Source organism: Variovorax sp. P1_H2, from assembly GCF_056405295.1.
On the sequence record NZ_JBFUCJ010000122.1, the window covers coordinates 1 to 20,134 of the forward strand.

The 20,134-nt window shown below is 69.5% G+C and carries 19 protein-coding genes and 1 pseudogene; 9 read left to right on the forward strand and 11 right to left on the reverse strand.

What is annotated here, in order from left to right; translation table 11 throughout:
* On the forward strand, positions 1 to 660 hold a 660-nt coding region (locus AC1D2E_RS29325), incomplete at its 5' end, for a hypothetical protein (RefSeq protein ID WP_478200661.1).
* Between the two features lie 153 nt (positions 661 to 813).
* Complete coding sequence (locus AC1D2E_RS29330) at positions 814 to 1,197, forward strand: nuclear transport factor 2 family protein (RefSeq protein ID WP_478200662.1); 384 nt, start codon at positions 814 to 816, stop codon at positions 1,195 to 1,197.
* Positions 1,198 to 1,384: 187 nt separating this feature from the next.
* On the opposite strand, the gene AC1D2E_RS29335 is transcribed toward AC1D2E_RS29330, so the two are convergent.
* The 6 genes and pseudogenes from AC1D2E_RS29335 to AC1D2E_RS29360 all read right to left on the reverse strand — a co-directional run bounded on the left by AC1D2E_RS29335 (position 1,385) and on the right by AC1D2E_RS29360 (position 7,535).
* On the reverse strand, positions 1,385 to 2,845 hold the full coding sequence (locus AC1D2E_RS29335) for a metal-dependent hydrolase family protein (protein WP_478200663.1): 1,461 nt from the start codon (positions 2,843 to 2,845) through the stop codon (positions 1,385 to 1,387).
* Positions 2,846 to 3,101: 256 nt separating this feature from the next.
* The gene (locus AC1D2E_RS29340) at positions 3,102 to 3,257 is read right to left on the reverse strand and encodes a hypothetical protein (protein WP_478200664.1); all 156 of its coding nucleotides are present in this window, start codon (positions 3,255 to 3,257) and stop codon (positions 3,102 to 3,104) included.
* A gap of 211 nt (positions 3,258 to 3,468) precedes the next feature.
* Positions 3,469 to 3,668: pseudogene (locus AC1D2E_RS29345) on the reverse strand (hypothetical protein); the annotation flags it as partial.
* Between the two features lie 264 nt (positions 3,669 to 3,932).
* The gene (locus AC1D2E_RS29350) at positions 3,933 to 4,571 is read right to left on the reverse strand and encodes an ORF6N domain-containing protein (protein ID WP_478200665.1); all 639 of its coding nucleotides are present in this window, start codon (positions 4,569 to 4,571) and stop codon (positions 3,933 to 3,935) included.
* Between the two features lie 212 nt (positions 4,572 to 4,783).
* Entirely contained in the window at positions 4,784 to 6,139 is a 1,356-nt protein-coding gene (locus tag AC1D2E_RS29355) for a 3-deoxy-D-manno-octulosonic acid transferase (protein WP_478200666.1), read from the reverse strand.
* A 13-nt stretch (positions 6,140 to 6,152) separates the two neighbouring features.
* Complete coding sequence (locus AC1D2E_RS29360) at positions 6,153 to 7,535, reverse strand: phosphomannomutase/phosphoglucomutase (RefSeq protein ID WP_478200667.1); 1,383 nt, start codon at positions 7,533 to 7,535, stop codon at positions 6,153 to 6,155.
* 113 nt (positions 7,536 to 7,648) lie between these two features.
* On the opposite strand from AC1D2E_RS29360, the gene AC1D2E_RS29365 reads away from it, so the two are divergent.
* Genes AC1D2E_RS29365 through AC1D2E_RS29375 form a run of 3 tightly spaced genes read left to right on the forward strand, consistent with a single transcriptional unit; the run spans position 7,649 to position 10,679 of the window.
* The gene (locus AC1D2E_RS29365; protein ID WP_478200668.1) at positions 7,649 to 9,211 is read left to right on the forward strand and encodes a DNA-3-methyladenine glycosylase 2 family protein; all 1,563 of its coding nucleotides are present in this window, start codon (positions 7,649 to 7,651) and stop codon (positions 9,209 to 9,211) included.
* A 5-nt stretch (positions 9,212 to 9,216) separates the two neighbouring features.
* Positions 9,217 to 9,714 (forward strand): methylated-DNA--[protein]-cysteine S-methyltransferase, encoded by a 498-nt coding sequence (locus tag AC1D2E_RS29370; protein WP_478200669.1) that lies wholly within the window; start codon positions 9,217 to 9,219, stop codon positions 9,712 to 9,714.
* Between the two features lie 35 nt (positions 9,715 to 9,749).
* On the forward strand, positions 9,750 to 10,679 hold the full coding sequence (locus AC1D2E_RS29375) for a DMT family transporter (protein WP_478200678.1): 930 nt from the start codon (positions 9,750 to 9,752) through the stop codon (positions 10,677 to 10,679).
* Here AC1D2E_RS29375 and AC1D2E_RS29380 read toward each other — a convergent pair.
* Positions 10,629 to 11,348 carry a DUF1345 domain-containing protein gene (locus AC1D2E_RS29380; protein WP_478200670.1) on the reverse strand — a complete coding sequence of 240 codons (720 nt, stop codon included), beginning with the start codon at positions 11,346 to 11,348 and terminating at the stop codon, positions 10,629 to 10,631. The two genes, AC1D2E_RS29375 and AC1D2E_RS29380, sit on opposite strands and share 51 nt — an antisense overlap.
* A gap of 135 nt (positions 11,349 to 11,483) precedes the next feature.
* On the opposite strand from AC1D2E_RS29380, the gene AC1D2E_RS29385 reads away from it, so the two are divergent.
* Together AC1D2E_RS29385 and AC1D2E_RS29390 are read left to right on the forward strand one after the other, a co-directional pair.
* Entirely contained in the window at positions 11,484 to 12,191 is a 708-nt protein-coding gene (locus AC1D2E_RS29385; protein ID WP_478200671.1) for a c-type cytochrome, read from the forward strand.
* A 7-nt stretch (positions 12,192 to 12,198) separates the two neighbouring features.
* Positions 12,199 to 13,485, forward strand: coding sequence for a c-type cytochrome (locus AC1D2E_RS29390; RefSeq protein WP_478200672.1), 1,287 nt, complete (start codon positions 12,199 to 12,201; stop codon positions 13,483 to 13,485).
* A gap of 10 nt (positions 13,486 to 13,495) precedes the next feature.
* Here AC1D2E_RS29390 and AC1D2E_RS29395 read toward each other — a convergent pair whose 3' ends face one another.
* A complete protein-coding gene (locus tag AC1D2E_RS29395; protein ID WP_478200673.1) occupies positions 13,496 to 14,467 on the reverse strand; it encodes a JmjC domain-containing protein in 972 nt (323 codons plus the stop codon).
* A 139-nt stretch (positions 14,468 to 14,606) separates the two neighbouring features.
* On the opposite strand from AC1D2E_RS29395, the gene AC1D2E_RS29400 reads away from it, so the two are divergent.
* Entirely contained in the window at positions 14,607 to 16,850 is a 2,244-nt protein-coding gene (locus tag AC1D2E_RS29400) for a heavy metal translocating P-type ATPase (RefSeq protein ID WP_478200679.1), read from the forward strand.
* On the forward strand, positions 16,847 to 17,272 hold the full coding sequence (gene cueR, locus AC1D2E_RS29405) for a Cu(I)-responsive transcriptional regulator (protein WP_478200674.1): 426 nt from the start codon (positions 16,847 to 16,849) through the stop codon (positions 17,270 to 17,272). The genes AC1D2E_RS29400 and cueR overlap by 4 nt, the downstream gene beginning before the upstream one ends.
* 123 nt (positions 17,273 to 17,395) lie before the next feature.
* Here the strand turns inward: cueR and AC1D2E_RS29410 are convergent, their stop codons facing one another.
* From AC1D2E_RS29410 to AC1D2E_RS29420, 3 genes are all read right to left on the reverse strand, one after another.
* Positions 17,396 to 17,998 (reverse strand): HEAT repeat domain-containing protein, encoded by a 603-nt coding sequence (locus AC1D2E_RS29410; protein ID WP_478200675.1) that lies wholly within the window; start codon positions 17,996 to 17,998, stop codon positions 17,396 to 17,398.
* Entirely contained in the window at positions 17,995 to 19,659 is a 1,665-nt protein-coding gene (locus AC1D2E_RS29415) for an eCIS core domain-containing protein (protein WP_478200676.1), read from the reverse strand. The genes AC1D2E_RS29410 and AC1D2E_RS29415 overlap by 4 nt, the downstream gene beginning before the upstream one ends.
* A 19-nt stretch (positions 19,660 to 19,678) precedes the next feature.
* Positions 19,679 to 20,134, reverse strand: a 456-nt coding sequence (locus AC1D2E_RS29420) for a hypothetical protein (RefSeq protein WP_478200677.1), incomplete at its 5' end; no start/stop codon positions are given.

Here is a 20,134-nt window from a genome sequence, read left to right on the forward strand (position 1 = left end):
CAGTTGGACTCTACGGTGGTATTTTCGTCATTTGGCCTTCGCCCAGCCAATATGGTCTTCCCTCCGGGCGGGGGCCTACGGGCTTCAAATCCGGCAACACACACAGAGATGAAAGCAAGCAATACGAAGAAGGCCGCGTCCTGGAGCGACGTCAAGGCCAGACTGACCCACTTCGACCACGACGGCCTGGTCGGCCTGGTGCATGACCTGTACACGGCCAGCAAGGACAACCAAGTGTTCCTTCACGCGCGCTTCGGGCTGGGCGAAGATGTCCTGGCGCCGTACAAGGCCACCATCAACCGCTGGCTTTGGCCCGACATGTTCCTAAACCAGAACGCGTCCGTCGCCGAGGCCAAGAAGTCCATCGCGAGCTACAAGAAGGCGATTGGCCATCCAGATGGCCTGGCAGAACTGATGGTCTTCTACTGCGAGCGTGCGTCGGGCTTCAGCGTTGAAGTCGGCCTGCAGGATGAGGGCTTTTTCGTTCCGCTGGTGCGGATGTTCGAGCAAGCGCTTCAGGCCATTGCGCGGCTGCCGCAAGCCCAGCGACCACTGCTCATGGAACGCCTGAAACTCGTGCATCACATCAGCCAGAACATCGGCTATGGAGTCGACGATGCCATGAGCGACCTGCTGGTCGAGTACGGCGCCTACGATTGACGACGATGTTCAGGGTCGGCTTCTGGCCGACTGTAGCCGGTCGTGGCCGACTGCTGACCGAACGTCATGCTACCGGTGCGCTTGAGCTTTCCAATGCCTCGGTCGGCTCACCTGAGCAACAATTCCCAAGTCACGCCAAATTGGAGGTGAAATATGAATGTCACCGTTGCAAACCTGCAGGCCTTCGCCGATGCGTGGAACAGCCACGATGTTGAAGCGCTCATGAGCTTCATGACGGACGACTGCGTGTTCGAAGCGTCCGCCGGCCCCGACGTCTGCGGAACCTCGCACATCGGCAGAGAGGCCGTCCAGGCCGCATTTTCCGACGTTTGGAAGACATTTCCCGACGCGCAGTGGCTTTACCCTCATCACTTCGTTTGCGGCGACCGCGGGGTGTCCGAATGGACATTCACCGGGACGCGGGCGGACGGCGCGCGCGTCGAGGTCAACGGATGCGACGTGTTCACTTTCCGGGAAGCAAAGATTGCGGTCAAGAACTCGTACCGCAAGAACCGCCCGCCACTTCCGGCGACATAGCACTCACCTTCAACCGTTGCCGTCGCAAAGCGTGGCCGGATGGACGTCCGGTTTGAGGCTTGAGGTCGACCGTCTCTTCTTGGCCGACTGTAGCCTGTCGCGGGCCGGGGAGCTTGGGCCCAATCCGGTCTCAGGCCGATGGGACTCGTTGAATGGCCGACGACAACGCTATCGCCTTGCTGGCCCGCTATGCCTTCAGCGTGTTTTTGTGGATCCTGCCGTCCTTCATGACGATCAGAAGGCTGCTGTCGGGATTTGCAAGCAGCGCGATGTTCTCGATGGGATTGCCGTCGACGAGCAGCAGATCCGCATACGCGCCTTCCTCGATGACACCCAGTTTTCCAGGATAGGGATTGCGCGGCCCTGAAAGACCCAACAGCTCCGCATTGGTGGATGTGGCCATGGTGAGGATCTCGCTGTTCGAGTACCACTTCGTCAGGTGTGTCAGCATCGTGCCCTGGCGGGTCGCCAGCGCCGGGGAGAACAGCATGTCCGAACCCCACGCGGTCTTGATCTTGTGCTTCCTGGCGAGCCTGTAGGCGTTGTCGGTTCCCGCGAACACCTGGAGCGCCGCCACCCGGTTTGGGCCGCTCAGGGGGCCTGTGTCTTCGTCCGACAGGAAAGGCTGGATGCTCAGCCAGACGCCCTTGTCGGCCATCATCTTCGCGGTCGTCTCGTCCATCAGATGCGCGTGCTCGACGCAGCGGGCGCCTGCCGCGATGGCGCGTTGCACGGTCGTTGGCGCATAGGCATGTACCGTGACATAGGTGTTCCAGTCTCTCGCTGCCTCCACGCCCGCGCGCAACTCAGCCTCCGAAAGCGTGGTCAGATCCAGGGGACTGCGCGGCGAAGAGACGCCACCGCCGCCCACGAGCTTGATCTGCGATGCGCCCTGCGTCAGTTGCTCGCGCACTCGCAGCCGGATCTCGTCCGGGCTGTCGACGATGGCCGCCGCGCCAGTCTGTTCCGTGAAGCTCAGGGCGCCCGGATTGCGTGGCACGTCGGTCAAGGGGCGCAGGTCACCGTGTCCGCCGCTGCCCGTGATCATTGCGCCGGAAGGGTAGATGCGCGGGCCCGGCGTCAGGCCCTGGTCGATCGCCTGCTTGAATGCGAACGCCGGGCCACCCAGGTCGCGCACGGTCGTGAAACCCCTCAGCAGTGTGCGTTGGGCTTCCCCGCTGGCCGCGATATGGATGTAGCCGATGTTCCCTTGCAGCAGCACTTGGAGCGGCAAGGCTGCAAACATCGAATGCCAATGTGCATCGATCATTCCAGGCATGACCACCCGGCCGCCGCAGTTGATCGTCTGAGCGCCCGTCGGCGCTGCCGGCGCGCCGCTGCCAACCGATTTGATCCGGTCCCCCTCGACCACGAGGTGCATGCCGTCGCGCAGCGTCGCGCTCTTGCCGTCAAAGAGCCGGAAATTGGTGAGCAGGATCGGCCTTGCCTCCGTCGTTGGCGCGGGCTGTGCGATGGCACCGAAAGGAAGCCCCAGCGCCGCGACCGAGGCGGCCATGCCGGCGACAAAGCCGCGCCTCGACAGGTCCGCGTCGATCAGTCGGGTCAGCCTCCCGACCTCGGGCCGATGACACAAGCAGATGGCATGGCTCACTTCCGAGCCGTCCACCATGGATTCGCAGGCGTACATAGATGACCTCCAGGCCTCGAGTTTGCCCGCTTGATGCGACCTGAAGCCGCAGGCTTGTCGCGTATCGCGAGGTCCTGACAACGCTCAGGCCTACGGATGGCCGACACCGGCGAGCGGCGGGTTGTGCCCGCATTCTGCCGCACGCGCCTCGACTCCAGCGGGCCCACCCTTGCTGTTCGCCCAATGCGCGTGGACGACAGCAACCCAATCTGCAGCTGACATACAGGAGCCGCACTCCCCCGCGGCTGCGCCCACCTCACCCCCGATCAGGCACCGTCCCCCCACTCTTCACCCGCACCTCGTCGATCGCACCCCTCAACGCCCGCAACTGCCGCTCCATATCCGCATTGAGCACAGTCACCCGCCCTCGCAGTTCGTTCGGCTCGATGTGAAATTCTTCGATGCCGTTCAACGGAAAGCGAGGCGACAGAAAGCTCTGCAGGCACTCGTACGCGCGGTACGAATCAGCCAGATTGCAGAACGCATCCTCGACCTCCGAGAAATGCGTGAGTGCCGACTCTGACGGCTCTGAGGACCCTGGCGCCGTTGGCGCCTCGTGCTTGGCGACTGGCGCGCGACGCCGCTTCGCAGCGACTGCGACGGGTTTGACCGACTTGGAGATACGGCTTCCCAGTCAACGCCGCCACAGCATTCGCAAACGCCGGCGCCAACGGCGGCAACCCATCCCCGTAGGCGCATCCGCACTAGGCACCGTGAACACCGCGATCTGCGGCATGTCCGTCATCCGCGACACCACGAAGTCCTCGAAGTTGCTGTGCTGCACCACCCCATCCTTCAAGGTGATCGCCGCACCCGGCAGGCACCGTAGGCCGCAGTCTTGACGTTCAACAGACCTGCGGCCACAGTTCCAGCCCCATGTTTCGGCGAGACACCGCGCAGCGAGGAGTTCTATGTCACGCTCACCGAACTGCGTGCGCTCTACGCCCTGGTCACGGCCGAACTCGGAACGCGCGTGCAGGCCATCGGCGCGGCCGTCAACGCGGTGCCGCTGTTCGCGAAGAAGGATGTCCGCGCGCCACCCATTGAAGTGGCGAGGACGGCACGGGCCGCGTGCCGAGGCCTCGCCTCAGCCCTTGGGATGGCTGTCTGTCTTCTCTTCGTGCGCAAGAAAACCGATGGGTCGCTTCGACGGCTGCGGGGGCGTCATCAATTCGCGCAACGCATCGAAAACCTGGCGCAACTGACTGCGTGCGGCACGACTGAAGCTGTCTTGCTCCACGGCCAGGGCGTCGGTCTTTTGCTCCAGTTCAGCGAGCCGTTGCGCCAAGTCCCGATGCGTGACGGACAGTTCACGCACCTGCACGAAGATTCTCATGATCTCGACGTTGATCGCCACAGCTTGTTCACTGTTGAGAACCGAGGACAGCATGGCGACGCCCTGTTCGGTGAAAGCGTAGGGCAAGGTACGCCGCCCGCCCCTGCCCTGCTTTGAGGTCACAGCTTGTGACCTCAAAGCAGCGAATTCGTCCGCCGTCAGTTGAAACATGAAATCGGCGGGGAATCGTGAAATGTTGCGTTTGACCGACTGCACGAGAACCTTGGTCTGCACGCCATAGAGGAAAGCCAGATCGGCGTCGATCAGCACGCGCTGCTCCCGCAACACCTTGATGCGGCCCTGGATGAGCGGTTGCAGTGGTTCGGCGCGACGAATGGGAACTGGCCGAGGGGCTGACGGGCTGGACTGCGACAGAAGCCGGCGGCTCATCGTGCAACCTCTGCAAACCAGCGCACCCGCAAGCTCGGCAGCGCATCCGCGACCTGAAGCACGCGCACGCCCGCTCGTCGAGACTCTACAGATGTTCTCATCGCGCCCTCCCGGACCCGTCGTTTTGAGTGCCCCAAATGTAGGACGCGCCGACTTCGCAAGTCAATCTCCCCCAGGAGCGCGTACCAAGGTCCGCTCCAACCGTCGCAGACCTACTCCAGCCGCGGCTCCGCCCGTTCCTCGCCCACCGGCGAGGCCGCCTCCGCGATCGCCAGCAGCGCGCTGGCGGTGCGCTCGGCCGCGCCGCGGTTGGCGTTGGCGAAGGCCAGCGCGGCCTGCGCCATCGCCTCGCGACGTTCGGGGTTCTCGGTCAGCTTGAGCGCCGCCGTCACCGCGTGCTCCATGTCAGGCACCCGCTGCGAAGCACCGGCCGCCAGCGACAGCTCGGCCGCTTCCGCGAAGTTGAAGGTCGACGGCCCCATGATCACCGGACAGCCGCAGGCCGCGGCCTCGATCAGGTTCTGGCCCCCGAGCGGCTCGAAGCTGCCGCCCAGCAGCGCGACATCGGCCAGGCCGTAGTACAGCGCCATCTCGCCGAGYGARTCGCCGAGCCAGATCTCGGCCTCGGCCGGCGCGCCCGCGGCACTTCGGCGCGCGACCGCGAAACCATGCGACTCGACCAGCGCCGCGACCTCGTCGAAGCGCTGCGGATGCCGCGGCACGATCATCCACTGCACGTCGTGCACGCGCCGCGCGATCGAGCGCACCGCCTCCTGCTCGGGCGGCACCGGCGCCAGCGCACCGAAGCGCTTGAGCACCTCGAGCAGCTGCCGCTCCTCGCCGTCGCGCGAACTCGCGAAGACCACGATCGGCCGCGGCAGCTGCGTGCGCAGCTTGGCCGCCGCGTTGAGTTGCCGCAGGTCCGGCGTGGCGTCGAACTTGAGGTTGCCGTAGACACCCGCGACCTTGGCGCCCAGCGACACCAGCCGATGCGAGTCGGCCTCGGTCTGGGCCCACACCGCGGCCAGCGCCGAGTAGGCGGGCCGCGCCAGCCAGGCCAGACGCTCGGCCCCGGCCAGCGACTTCTCGTTCAGGCGCGCGTTGGCCAGCACCAGCGGGATGCCGCGCTCGGTGCAGGCGGCGGTCATCTCGGGCCAGACCTCGGTCTCCATCAGCACGCCGATGCGCGGACGGAAGCGATCGAGAAAGCGGGCCACGGCGCTCGGCGAATCCCAGGGCTGCCAGACCTGCAGGTCGCCGGGCTGGAGCAGCTTGGCACCCTCCTCGCGGCCGGTCGCGGTGCCGTTGGTGAGCAGGATCGGGATGCCCGGGTACTGCCGGCGCAATTCTTCGATCAGGATGCCGGCGGCGCGCGCCTCGCCGAGCGAGACCGCGTGGACCCAGCACCAGCCGGTGCCGACCGCCTCGGCATCGTAGTGGCCGAAGCGCTCCTCGACCGCATGCGCGTAGCCGGGCTCGGCCACGGCGCGGCGCCGCAGCTTGCGCCGCACCAGCGGCTCGGCCAGGGTGGTGAAGGCGCCATAGAGGCGCAGCAGCAGCGAACGCACGCTGGTGACGGCCTCAGTGCGCAGCTTCTGCGAACTTCGCGCCGGGCTTGACGCTGCGCAGCAGCGCCAGCATCTCGCCCTCGATGCGATGCAGCGCGGCCTCGGTCTGGCCCTCGAAGCGCAGAACCAGCACCGGCGTCGTGTTCGACGCACGGATCAACCCGAAGCCGTCGGGCCAGTCGACCCGCACGCCGTCGATGGTCGAGACCTGCGCTGGCGGCGCGAACTCCGCGCTCTCGATCAGCTTGGCGACCACGCTGTGGGGCTCGCCCTCGGCGCAGGCCACGTTCAGCTCGGGGGTCGAGAAGCTGGTCGGCAGCGCGTTCAGCACATCGCTCGCATTCGGGCTCTTGCTCAGGATCTCGAGCAGGCGGCAGCCGGCATAGGTGCCGTCGTCGAAGCCGAACCAGCGCTCCTTGAAGAAGATGTGGCCGCTCATCTCGCCGCCCAGCGGCGAATCGATCTCCTTCATCTTGGCCTTGATCAGCGAGTGGCCGGTCTTGTAGATCAGCGGCTTGCCGCCCGCCGCCGCGATCGCCGGGCCGAGCCGCTGCGAGCACTTGACGTCGTAGACGATGGTGCCGCCCGGCACCCTCGACAGCACGTCCTGCGCGAACAGCATCATCTGCCGGTCGGGATAGATGTTGCTGCCGTCCTTGGTGACGATGCCCAGGCGGTCGCCGTCGCCGTCGAAGGCCAGGCCGAGCTCGGCGTCGCCCGACTGCAGCGCGGCGATCAGGTCCTTGAGGTTCTCGGGCTTGCTCGGGTCGGGATGGTGGTTGGGGAAATTGCCGTCGACCTCGCTGAACAGCTCGACCACCTCGCAGCCGATGGCGCGCAGGATCGCCGGGGCCGAGGCGCCGGCGATGCCGTTGCCCGAATCGACCACGATCTTCAGCGGCCGCGCCAGCTTGATGTCGCCCACGATGCGCTGCGTATAGGCTTCGGTGACATCGACCTTGCGCACGCTGCCACCGTCGGCCAGGCTGGCACTGCCCGCTTCCATGACCTGGCGCAGGCCCTGGATCTCGTCGCCGTAGATCGCGCGGCCGGCCAGCACCATCTTGAAGCCGTTGTAGTCCTTCGGATTGTGGCTGCCGGTGACCTGGATGCCGCTCGCGCACAGCGTATGGGCGGCGAAGTAGAGCATCGGCGTGGTGACCGCACCGACGTCGATCACCTCGATGCCGGTGGCGACCAGGCCCTTGATCAGCGCATTGGCCAGCGCCGGCCCCGACAGCCGGCCGTCGCGGCCCACCGCCACGGTCTTCTCGCCGGCCGCGCGCGCGGCGCTGCCGAAGGCCCGGCCGAGCGCTTCGGCGACTTCCGCGTCGAGCGTGGCGGGCACCACGCCGCGAATGTCGTAGGCCTTGAAGATCGATGCGCTGAGTTGCATGAAAGCTATCCCCTGAAAGTTCCAAAAACGTAGAACATTGTAGGCATGACCCCAGGGGGCCAGATGTCCGAAAATGGCTACTTTCACTCAAAGTGCGGCCGTATCATCGCCGCATGCCAGCCGCCCCCGCCTCCACCGCCGGACTCGAAAGCGACGTCTGCTACCTGGCCATGAAGGCCCACGATGCGCGCTTCGATGGCTCTTTCTTCACCGGCGTGACCTCCACCGGCGTCTATTGCCGGCCGGTTTGCCGCGTCAAGCTGCCGCGGCGCGAAAACTGCTGCTTCTTTCGCCACGCCGCGCAGGCCGAGGCGGCCGGCTTCAGGCCCTGCCTGCGCTGCCGTCCCGAACTGGCGCCGCGCGCCGCCAGCTGGTCGACCGAGGACGCCTCGCGCATTCTGGCGCTGCAGGCCGCGCGCCTGATCGACGAACCCGACGCCTGGAGCGACGACGGGCCAGGGGCGGCCCGCATCGCCGCCCGGCTCGGCGTCAGCGATCGCCACCTGCGCCGCATCTTCGAGTCGCAGTTCGGCGTCTCGCCGCTGCAATACCTGCAGACCCGCCGACTGCTGGCCGCCAAGCAGCTGATCGCCGACACCCGCCTGCCGATGACCCAGGTCGCGCTGGCCAGCGGATTTGCCAGCGTGCGGCGCTTCAATGCCGCCTTCGTCACGCACTACGGCCTGAATCCCAGCGCCCTGCGCCGCGCCGGCGCCGCGAGCGGCGGCCGCGAAGGCGAATCGGTCGACGTGAGGCTGGGCTATCGCCCGCCCTACGACAGCGCCGCGATGCTCGGCTTCTTCGGCCGCCGGGCGCTGCACGGCATCGAGAAGCTGAGCGACAGCGCCGGCCAGCCCCGGTTCGCGCGCACGCTGCAGGTCTCGCAGGCCGGCCGCAGCCTGGCGGGCTGGCTGCAGCTGCGCTTCGATCCCGCGCGCGAACAACTGCTGCTGCGCGTCGGCGATTCGCTCGCCGCGGTGCTGCCGACCGTGATCAGCCGCGTCCGCGCCCTGCTCGACCTGGACGCCGAGCCGATGGTCATCAACAGCGTGCTGCATGCCAGCTTCCCCGACGGCGATGGCCTGCGCGTGCCCGGCACGGTCGATGGCTTCGAGCTTGCGGTGCGCGCGGTGCTGGGCCAGCAGGTCACGGTGGCCGCCGCCCGCACGCTGGGTTCGCGGCTGGTCGAGGCCTTCGGCGAGCCGATCGCGACGCCGATCGAGGGGCTCGACCGGCTGTTCCCGACTCCGGCAGCCATCGCCGGCGCCAGCGGCGACGTGCTGGGCCGGCTCGGCATCGTGCGCCAGCGCCAGGCCGCACTGCGCGCGCTGGCGCAGGAGATGCTGGAAGGCCGGCTCGCACTGCACGCCGGCGCTGACCTGCCCGCGACCCTCGCGGCACTGCAGGCACTGCCGGGCATCGGCGACTGGACCGCGCAATACATCGCGATGCGCGCGCTGCGCTGGCCCGACGCCTTTCCGGCCGGCGACATCGCGCTGCAGAAGGCGCTCGGCGCCGGCACGGCGCGCGCCGCCATCGAGGCCTCGCAGGCCTGGCGCCCCTGGCGCGGCTACGCCGTGCTGCGCGCCTGGCACCGCCCCGTCCCGCCGCCGATGGTGGACGCGGCCACCCCGACGACACCCCCTGCTTTCACCCGCGCCGGCGCCATCGCCTGACTGCCATGAAGTTCAAGACCTCGACCCTCCACAGCACTCATATCGACAGCCCGCTCGGCGGCATCACCCTGGCCGCCACCGACCAGGGCCTCGCCGGCGCCTGGTTCGACCACCAGCGCCACTGGCCCGACACCCACGGCTGGCAGACCGACGATGCGCACCCGGTGCTGCGCCGGGCCGCCAGCCAGCTCGGCGATTACTTCGCCGGCCGGCGCGACCATTTCGACCTGCCGCTGGACCTGACCCACGGCACCGCGTTCCAGCAGTCGGTGTGGCAGGCGCTGCTGGCCATCCCGGCCGGCCGAACCACCAGCTACGGCGCATTGAGCGCCGAGGTCGGCAAGCCGGCCGCGGTGCGCGCGGTCGGCGCAGCGGTGGGACGCAACCCGATCAGCGTGATCGTGCCCTGCCACCGCGTGCTCGGCGCCGACGGCTCGCTGACCGGCTATGCCGGCGGGCTCGAGCGCAAGACGGCGCTGCTGGAACTGGAAGGCGCGTTGTGAGCCAGGGAGAATGCACCGCCAGTCCGCAAGCCGAGATTGCCGCGAAGACTCCGCTTCCCCAATCCGCCAGCCGCGCCTGGCTGCTCGACCTGCTGCTGCTCGGCGCGCTGTGGGGCGCTTCCTTCCTGTTCATGCGCATCGGCGCAGCCGAGTTCGGCGCCCTGCCGACCGCGGCGGTGCGGGTCGCGATCGCGATGCTGTTCCTGCTGCCGCTGCTGTTCCTGCGCGGCCAGTGGCCGGCGTTCCGGCAGCACTGGAAGCCCGCGCTCGGCATCGGCATCCTGAACTCCGGCCTGCCCTTCGCCTTCTTCTCCTTCGCGCTGCTGACCATCAACAGCGGGCTCGCGGCGGTGATCAACGCCACGGTGCCGATGTTCGGCGCGCTGGTGGCCTGGGCCTGGTTCAAGGACCGGCCCGACGGCTCGCGCATCGTCGGCCTGGTGATCGGCTTTGCCGGCGTGGCGATGCTGGCCGGCCGCAGCGCCGGCTTCCATTCGGGCGCCGACGAGGGCGCCGCGCGCTGGGCCATCGCGGCCTGCCTCGCGGCCTGCATCTGCTATGCCTTCTCGGCCAACCTGACGCGCAAGTACCTGACCGGCGTGCCCGTGATGGCCACCGCGACCGGCAGCCAGATCGGCGCCACGCTGGCGCTGGCGCTGCCCGCCGCCTGGCTGTGGCCGGCGCAGATGCCGAGCCTGAAAGCCTGGCTGGCGCTGGTGGCGGTGGGCACCGCCTGTACCGGCCTGGCCTACATCCTGTTCTTCCGGCTGATCGAGCGGGCCGGACCCGCGCGCGCGCTCACCGTGACCTTCCTGGTGCCGGTCTTCGCGCTGTTCTACGGCGCGGTGTTCCTGGGTGAGCAGATCACGTCGTGGATGCTGCTCTGCGCGGCGGTGATCGTCTGTGGCGTCGCGCTATCGACAGGACTGGTCAAGCTGGGCCGACGCCGCAGCGCCGCCCGCTGATGCGCCGGCGTCGGTGCCGCCCTGCATCGAAGAGGCCACGACGTTGATGGACAGCGCCAGCACCAGCATGTTGAAAGCGAACGAGAGCACGCCATGCACCAGCGTGATGCGGCGCATTTCGCGCGAAGTGACCTGCACGTCGGACACCTGCGAGGTCATGCCGACCACGAAGGAGTGATAGAGAAAGTCGAAGTAGTCCGGCGCCAGCTTGCCCGGGAACTTGAGGCCCGGCCCCTGCGGCTTGGGATCGATCTCCGACTGGTAGTAGCGGTGCGCGTAGTGAAAGGCGTAGATCGTGTGGATCATGAGCCACGAGCCGGCCAGTGCCACCAGGCCGAGCACGATGTGGCCGATGCGCTGGGCGCCGCACAGTTGGGGCACGCGCTGCAGCAGCATCGCGATCACCACCATGCTGACGCCGACCACGCTCACCATGGTGGCCAGGATCAGCGCATTGGGCTGGTCCTGCGACTGGGCCCGCGAACGGGTGCGGTCGGGGTCGCAGGTCTCGGCCAGCCACCAGGCCGGCAGGAGGTAGGCCGCCGACCCGACGCACCAGCCCAGCAGCCCGCGCGAAACGCCGTCGATCGGCCGGGGCGACCACCCGAGCCCCCAGCCGACCAGCAGTCCGACCGCGGCGCCGCACAAGAGCCGCAACCACCCCGGCATCTGAAGGTATCGAAATCGCATCCGGCGACTGTAGCCGCTCGCCCCCAACTGATCCGATCGATTGGCGTCAGACTGCGCCTGTTCTTTTCGGTCCCGATCGCCGACAGTCGAGGGCTAAGAAAAAAGCCGCCACGCATGAAAATCAACCGCCTCCTGCAGACCCTGCTGCTCGCCGCCTGGAGCCTGACGGCCTCCGCCGCCACGCCGCCGATGCAGGTTCCCGACACCATCGCCCAGCGCGCCGCGGCCTGCATCGCCTGCCATGGCCGCGAAGGCGCCAGCACCGACAGCGGTTACTTCCCGCGCCTGTCGGGCAAGCCCGAGGGCTACCTGTTCAACCAGCTGCTGAGCTTCCGCGACGGCCGCCGCTTCAATGCCGACATGACGCACATGGTGCAGCACCTGTCGGACGCCTACCTGCGCGAACTCGCGGCCTACTTCGCCGGGCTCGACCTGCCCTATCCGCCGATTCCGACCAAGACCGACGCCTCGCCCGAAATGCTGGCGCGCGGCAAGGCGCTGGTGTTCCAGGGCGATGCCGCGCGCGGCATACCGGCCTGCGCGCAATGCCATGGCCAGGCGCTGACCGGCGTGCAGCCCGGCATTCCGGGCTTGATCGGCCTGCCGCGCCTCTATCTCTCCTCGCAACTCGGCGCCTGGCTCACCAACGACCGCCATGCGCTGGCGCCCGATTGCATGACCGAGGTCGGCAGGAAGCTCAGCAGTGCCGACGTCAATGCCGTGGCCAGCTGGCTGGCGCTGCAGCCGATGCCCGCCGACACCCGAGCGCTGGCGGCGCTCCCCGGCCCGCTGCCGACGCCTTGCAGCGCAATGAACCGCTGAACCCGCCATGCGACGCTTCTTCTATTTCCTGCTCTTCCTGGCGACCCTGGCGCTGCTGGCAGCCCTGGCCATCGCGGCGTTGAACCTTCGCGGCGAGGACAGGCTGCCCGACATCGCCGCGGCCGCCCTCACCCCGACCGCGGCGCAGGTCGAGCGCGGCCGCTACCTGGCGCTGGCGGGCAACTGCGCCGGCTGCCACACGACCCGCGGCGGCGGCGCCTACGCCGGCGGCGTCGGCATCGAGACGCCCTTCGGCACGGTGTTCTCGAGCAACCTCACGCCCGACCCGAAGGCCGGCATCGGCAGTTGGAGCGCGGCTCACTTCTGGCGCGCGATGCACAACGGCCGCTCGAAGGACGGGCGCCTGCTCTACCCGGCCTTCCCGTACCCGAGCTTCACGCGCGTCACGCGCGAGGATTCCGACGCCCTCTTCGCCTACCTGCAGAGCGTTGCGCCCGCGCCGACGCCGAACATGGCGCACAAGCTGCGATTCCCCTACGACACCCAGGCCGCGCTGGCGGTCTGGCGCGCGCTGTCCTTCACCCCGGGCAGCTTCGCCCCCCACCCGGACCGGCCGGCCGAATGGAAGCGCGGCGCCTACCTGGTCGAGGGCCTGGGCCACTGCATCGCCTGCCACGGCACCCGCAACGTGCTCGGTGCCACCGAGGAGAAACTCGGGCTTTCGGGGGGGCTGATCCCGGTCGAGAACTGGTATGCACCCTCGCTGACCTCGCGGCGCGAAGCCGGCGTCGGCGACTGGGACCCGCACGACATCGTGGCGCTGCTCAAGACCGGCCGCTCGCCGCGCGGCTCGGTGATGGGCCCGATGGCCGATGTGGTGTTTCGCAGCACCCAGCACCTGGACGAGGCCGACCTGCGCGCCATGGCCGTGTACCTGAAATCGCTGCCGGAAGCGGGCCCCGGGCCGGACGCTCCTGCCACGCCCTCCAATGCGCCGGCGCGCCGCGACGCCCGGGTGATGGAGCGCGGCGCGAAGATCTACGACCAGCGCTGCGCCTACTGCCATGGCGATGTCGGCCAAGGCGCGCAGGGGGCCTACCCCGCGCTCGCCGGCAACCGGGCGGTGCTGATGGATTCCACCGCCAACCTGATCCAGGTGGTGCGCCATGGCGGCTTCCTGCCGGCCACGGCCGGCAATCCGCGCCCGTACGGCATGCCGCCCTTCAACCAGGCGCTGGACGACAGCGAGGTGGCTGCGGTGCTGACTTTCGTGCGCGCCTCCTGGGGCAACGACGCGCCGGCGGTGGCAGCGCGCGACATGCTCCGCCGGTGACCCGGCGCCCTCAGAACGAGCCGGGAGGCGGATTCGCGAACCGGCGCATGCGACCGAAGGGCGCGGCAATCCGCGCCGCCGAAGACAGCCCCGCACCGATTACCTTGCCGATCGGCGCCTTGATCCTGTCCGCGACGGCGGACTCGCCCGGGTACACCGGCGACAGTCCGCACTTGCGCAGCACCCGGTTGAGCTGGTGCACGCGCGCCGCCTGGCGCGTGACCGAGGTATAGAAGGTCACGCCGATCGAGATCGCGACGCCGTCGCCCGGCCGGGTCCAGTCGGGATCCGAACGCGTCATGTGCGGCGAGGTGCTCGGGAAATAGATGCCATCGCCGGCCTGGGCGTCGAACTGGTGGCTGCGCGCTCGCCACTCCTCCTTGAGCCGAACCTCGCGCTGCGAACCGTTGACGATGAACTCGTCCACCAGGCGCGCCGGCACCACGACGCGGTCGGTCGCTTCCCAGACATTCATGACCTTGCGGCCCCGCAGTTGCAGCCAGAAGTTGTTCTCGCGGTCGATATGGAACGGCGTCACCGACGGCGGAGCGGAAATGAAGATGAAGCCGGTCACCAGGAAGATGCCCGGCTGCTCGCGCTCGACCGTCTCGCGCATGGGGTCGAGGATGCCGTCGAGCAGGGCCTGGTAGCGCGCAACGACTTCGACGTTGTAGAGCGCAATCCACGAGCCCGGCTCCTCGATGCCCCGGAAGACGTCCTCGATGCCGCGCCCGTCGGGGTGCTCGCTGGCGTGCCTGAAGGCAGAGGCCTGCGTCACGCCCGGCCTGACGAACCGGCACTGCTTCAGGGGCATCAACTCCTGGGCCAGCGCCTCGAGTTCGGGCAGCTGGAACAGCGGATGCCGGTGGTAGTTGTGATGGAACCGGCCCACCTTGCGGGTCGTGAAGCCGGCAGGGTCGTCCACCCATATGCGGCAGTCGGTGGTCGTGGACATCATCTGGTCGATCTCGCTCGCGCCCATGGCATCTCCTTTGCCGGCGCAGCATAAACGATGTAACAAAAAAATACTAACTTTCGATCGGCGTATGGCGAACGAAAGGCACGTGGAACGCGCTTGACCATCCCATGATGGGAAGGTTGATACTTCCGGCATGGAATCAATGAACAGCAGCCTGGCACTGTCGCCAGGCGCCGCCGGCCTCCAGGAGTTTTCGCTGCCGATCGAGGGCATGAGCTGCGCATCCTGCGTGGCCCGCGTCGAGAAAGCGCTGGGCGCCGTGGCCGGCGTGACCGAAGCCAGCGTCAACCTGGCGACCGAAGCGGCCAGCGTGCGCACCAACGGCTCGGTCGCGCTGGCCAGCCTGCGCGCCGCGATCGAGAAGGCCGGCTACGGCGTCGGCCTGGCGCACCTCGAAGGCGAGGAGCCGGCCCTCGACGAGGCTGGCGTGGCCGCCGCGCCAACCCATCGCGGCAACGAAGGCTGGCCGGTCGCCATCGCGGCGATCCTGTCGACCCCGCTGGTGCTGCCGATGTTCGGGATGCTGGCCGGCAGCGATTGGATGCTCCCCGGCTGGTTGCAGCTGGCGCTGGCCACGCCGGTCCAGTTCTGGCTCGGCGCGCGCTTCTACCGCGCCGGCTGGAAGGCCCTGAAGGCCGGCGCCGGCAACATGGACCTGCTGGTCGCCCTGGGCACCAGCGCCGCCTACGGGCTCAGCGTCTACCTGCTGTTCGCGCATGCCGGCCATGGCATGCCGCCGCACCTCTACTTCGAGGCTTCGGCCGTGGTCGTCACCTTGGTGCTGCTGGGCAAGTGGCTCGAGACGCGGGCCAGGCGCCAGACCACCGAGGCCATTCGCGCGCTCCATGCGCTGCGCCCCGAGCGGGCCCGGGTGCGCCGCAACGGCGCCGAGCAGGAGATCCCGCTGGGGCAGGTGCGGATCGACGACCTGGTCGTCATCCGTCCGGGCGAGCGGGTGCCGGTCGATGCCCGGGTCGTCGAAGGCCGCAGCGAGGTCGACGAATCGCTCATCACCGGCGAGAGCCTGCCCGTCGCCAAGCAGGTGGACGACGCCGTGACCGGTGGCTCGGTCAACGGCGAAGGCCTGCTGCTGGTGCGCACCACCGCGGTCGGCGCCGAATCGACGCTGGCGCGGATCGTTCGGCTGGTCGAATCGGCGCAGGCGAAGAAAGCCCCGATCCAGCGCCTGGTCGACCAGGTGAGCAGCGTCTTCGTGCCGGTGGTGATCGGCATCGCGCTGCTGACTTTCCTGGGCTGGGGACTCGGCGGCGGCGAGTGGGAGACCGCCATCCTCAATGCGGTCGCAGTGCTGGTCATCGCCTGCCCCTGCGCGCTCGGGCTGGCGACGCCGACCGCGATCATGGCCGGCACCGGCGTCGCTGCGCGGCACGGCGTGCTGATCAAGGATGCCGAGGCGCTCGAGGTCGCGCACGGCGTCGGCATCGTGGCCTTCGACAAGACCGGCACGCTGACCGAAGGCCGCCCCGAGCTGGTGGCCGCCGAGGCCGTCGACGGCGATGCCGGGCCCCTGCTCCGGGCCAGCGCCACGCTGCAGGCGGGCAGCGAGCATCCGCTCGCCCGCGCTGTGCTGGACGCGGCCCGCAAGGCCGGCATCGAGCCCGGCCGCGCATCGGCGGTGCGCGCGGTGGCCGGGCGTGGCGTCTCGGCCAGCGTCGATGGCCGCGAACTTCGCCTCGGCAGCACCCGCTACATGCGCGAGCTCTCGGTGCCGCTGGGCAAGCTCGGCGAACGCGCGTCGCAGTGGCAGTCCGAAGGCCGCACCGTCTCCTGGCTGGCCGACCTGAGTGCGGGCCCGACGCTGGTCGGCCTGCTGGCCTTCGGCGACCGGCCCAAGGCCAGCGCCGCGGCCGCGATCGAGCGGCTGCATGCGCAGGGCATCCGCACCGCCCTGGTGTCGGGCGACAACCGCGGCAGCGCCGAGGCCGTGGCCCGGCTGCTGAAGATCGACACGGTCCGGGCCGAGGTGCTGCCGGAGGACAAGGCGGCCATCATCGGCGAACTGAAGGCCGACGGCGTGCGCGTCGCGATGGTGGGCGACGGCATCAACGACGCGCCGGCGCTGGCGGCGGCCGACGTCGGCATCGCGATGTCGACCGGCACCGACGTCGCGATGCAYGCRGCCGGCATCACGCTGATGCGSGGCRACCCRGCSCTGGTSRSCGACGCCATCGACATCTCGCGCCGCACCTACGCSAAGATYCGSCARAACCTGTTCTGGGCCTTCGCCTACAACGTGGTGGGCATTCCGCTGGCCGCCTTCGGCCTGCTGAACCCGGTCATCGCCGGGGCTGCGATGGCCTTCAGCAGCGTCAGCGTGGTGAGCAACGCGCTGCTGCTGCGGCGCTGGAAAGGACAAGTGAAATGAGCGTGGAACCCTTCAATATCGGCGAGGCCGCGTCTCGCTCGGGGGTCYCGGCCAAGATGGTGCGGCATTACGAATCGCTCGGCCTGCTGCCCGAGGTGGCCCGCACCGACGCCGGCTACCGGCAGTACACCGAGAGCAATGTGCACACGCTTCGCTTCATCCGGCGCGCGCGCGACCTCGGCTTCAGCATGGCCGAGATCGCCGAACTGCTGAAGCTGTGGCAGAACAAGGGCCGCGCCAGCGCCGACGTCAAGCGCATCGCGCTCGACCATGCGGCCGACCTGCACCGCCGCATCGAGGAGATGACAGCGATGAAGAGAACGCTGGAGCGGCTGGCCGACTGCTGCCACGGCGATCATCGACCGGACTGTCCCATCCTCGATGAGTTGGGCTCGCCCCCAGGTCGGGCTCACTGCGTGTAGCCCTCCCACCCCCTGCCGGGGGCAACACCAGCGGCCCGGCGAAGCCGGTTCCGCGGTGTTTCACCAACGGGCCCGGCTGCGCCGGCCTCGGGGCGGTCATCTGTTTTTGGCGGGCGCCAGGCGCTAGGGTCCGCGGGCATCGATCCATTGCCGCCACCGCGCGGCGGCAGCGGCGCGCGCGGCCACATCGGGGTCGTTCGGGTCATAGGCGCCGAGCGAGCGCCAGAGCGGGCCCCACTGCGCCACCCCCGGCAGCGTGGGCACCACCGCCTGCAGCACCGCGAAGGCACGCTGGCGGGTCAGCGGCGTCTGCGCATCCAGCAGCGGTGCGATCACCGGCAGCGCATCGGCGCCGCGCGCGATCAGCACGTAGGTCGCGAGCGTGTGCGGCGCCCGCAGCACGTCGGGATAGTCGTCGAAGGTCTGCGCGAGTGCCTCCAGCGCATCGGGCGTGCCGATCGCGGCGAGGCCCTGGGCGGCGCGCCCGCGCACCAGCGGGTCGCTGTCGGCGAGCGCGGCGCGCAGGGCGTCGGCGGCCACCGGGTCGGCGATCTCGGCCAGGCCCTGTGCAGCCTTCTCGCGCACCTGCGGGTCGCCGGTCGCGAGCGCACGCAGCAGCACCGGTGTCGACGTCCGGCCTGCCACCACCAGCATGGCCAGCGCGCGGGCGCGGTCGGTCGGATCGGCCGCATCGAGCCCGCCGAGATCGCCGGGGCCGCCGCTCATGGCGCCCTCGACACCGGCGCCGGCCGCGAGAAGGTGACGACCACGCGCCGGTTGGCCCAGCGGTTGGCCTCGCGCGCCTGGTCGGCGCCGACCGCGGCGTCGCCGCCCTGGTCGCCGGTGCCGGCATCGGTGGTGGCGGCGGTCGAGGCGCCGACGCCGACCGAGATCCAGTCGAGGCGCGAGCGCGGCAGGCCGCGCGCCAGCAGCGCCGCCTCGACCGCATCGACGCGGGCCAGCGACAGGTTGGTGTTGTAGCGGCTGTTGCCGCCGACCTGGTCGGCCGAGCCTTCGAGCGACACGATGACGTCGGTGCTGCGCAGCAGGTAGGGCATGAAGTCGTCGATGCGCGCGGCCTCGGCGGCGCCGAGCACGGCGCTGTCGAAGTCGAAGTAGAAGACCGCCGGCTCGTGCACGTAGAACTCGCGGTGCCGCTCCACCGCTTCGTCGAAGGTGGCCGAGGCTGCGTCCGCCACCGTCAGGTGCTCGTCGATCACCTTGCCGGAGCGGATGCCGAAGCCCCAGTGCACGGCGGCGAGGTCGAGGCCCTTGTCCTGCGCCACCGCAACCGATTCGAATTCGAAGTCGAGATCGACCGCCGCGCTGGCGACGCCGGGCTGGTCGTAGAGCGCGGCCGACCGGATGTCGGCGGCATCGTTCGAGCGCTTGAAGCCCGGCGTGCGGCCCAGCACGCCGCCGGTGCCGCCGCCGTAGGCGTCCGGCTGCTTCACCTGGCCGACCGAGCCCACCGTGCCCGGCGCCGCCGGCTGGAAATTGAAGCTCGGCGACAGCGCCTCGCCCGCCGGCGCCGAACCGCCGCCGGTACCGCCGTGGTAGACGTCGGTGAAAAAGCCGCCCTCGACGCCGGTATCGGGGCTGTCCTCGGTCAGGATGCCAGGGTCGCCCAGCGCGCCGCGCCCCGATCGGTCGGCCGGCAGGGATCCGGGCTGCACGTCGGCGCCCTTGACGTCGGTGAGCTTCACGACCTGCACCATCTCGATCTGGTTCGACAGCGGCGCTGCCTCGCCGGGCACGAAACGGATGTAGCCGTCGAGGCCGCTGTGGGTGGGCGGCGTGTTGCCGCCGCCCTCGCGCGTCTGCAGATCGATCTCGAAGCCGCCGTTGGCCACCGGAAAGCTGCCGTTGCGGCTGCACCGGATCGCGTCCGGTGCAGCCCTGCCCGACTGCTGCGCGACGTGCGCCAGCTCGTGCGCGGTCAGCGCATCGTCGCCCGGTGATCGGCCCGCACCGTAGAACACATCGTGGCCGTGCGTGAACGCATCGGCGCCGAGGTCGCGCGCCAGCAGCGCGGCCTGGGTTCCGGTGTGGGTTCGCACATGCCCGAAATCGGCGCCCAGGCGCTGTGCCATCGCAGCGCGCGTGCGGACATCGAGCGGCTCGCCGCGCGAACCCGCCTGCTGCGCGATCGGCGATGCGCGGCGCTGCGGAGGCTGGGCGCGAGGCGCCTCGCCCTTCCCCTGCGGGGGCCTCGTCGCCGCCCGCTCGGCCTGCTGCTCGACGCCATCGCCCGCGCGGCCCACGTTGATCCGCATGAAACGCGGCACGCCGCTGCGCTGCAGCGGCGCGGCCGCCCGCACAGCGGCCCCCGAGGGCAGGTTGCCGGCGCGCTGGGCGCCGGACTGCCGCCTGTTCGCATGCCTCATGGCGCACCTCCTTGTTGCCTCATGGTCCGGCTCCCTGCAACGCGGCCCTGCGCGTGGATTCGTAGGCGTGGCGCGCGGCATCGAAGGCTTCGGCGCCCCACTGCGTGCGCAGGCGCCGCAGCAGCGGCTCGAAGGTCGCGCGCGCGAGTTCGGGGCCGAGCAGGTCGCCCAGCGTGGCCCATCCGGCAGCCAGCGCGCCGTAGGCGGCCGGCCGGTCGCCGGCCTGTTCGTCGATGCGCGACAGCGCCACCGCCGCGCCGATGTAGGGCGTCGGCGCGCGCGCGGCCAAAGCATGCGTGCGGGCCGCGAGCGCATGCGTGCGCGCCGCCTGCGGCTGGCCCTGTTCGAGCGCATGGGTGGCCGACAGCAGCGCGAGCCCGGCCAGCGCCTCCTCGTCTGCGCACGCCGTCGCGCGCGGCCTCGCGGCGGCGACCAGTGCCTCGGCACGGTCGAAGCGTCGCGCCTGCTGCCAGGC